The organism is Shewanella sp. SG44-2 (genome assembly GCF_014164215.1).
In the GTDB taxonomy this organism is placed as follows: domain Bacteria; phylum Pseudomonadota; class Gammaproteobacteria; order Enterobacterales; family Shewanellaceae; genus Shewanella; species Shewanella frigidimarina.
The window spans coordinates 1-297 of sequence record NZ_JACJEU010000094.1 but is presented as its reverse complement, the minus strand read 5'-3'; the positions used below and the strand labels follow the sequence as shown (position 1 = coordinate 297).

General features: G+C 41.4%; 1 rRNA gene. It reads right to left on the bottom strand.

Annotated elements, in window-relative coordinates:
• Nucleotides 1–95, bottom strand: a 5S ribosomal RNA gene (rrf, locus tag H5181_RS20435); the annotation flags it as partial.
• Between the last annotated feature and the right edge of the window lie 202 nt (nucleotides 96–297).

The following is a 297-nucleotide window of genomic DNA, read 5'->3' as shown; positions in this document are numbered from 1 at the left end:
GCATGGGGAGACCCCACACTACCATCGGCGATACTGTGTTTCACTTCTGAGTTCGGAATGGGATCAGGTGGTGCCACAGCTCTATGGTTTCCAGACAAATTTGTTTATCTAACGCACTAATTCTTGATGCATTAAATAATAATTCGGAAAGCTGATTGCTTTTACTCTTATCAAGAGTCTTGAGTTCAACAAGTACACGGATGTACTTGATGTCATAAACGCATGGAGCATTTTATGACCACTGTTTAAGCGCCTCATTCTAATACTAAGTCGTATCAGTAAAACCCATCTGGGTTG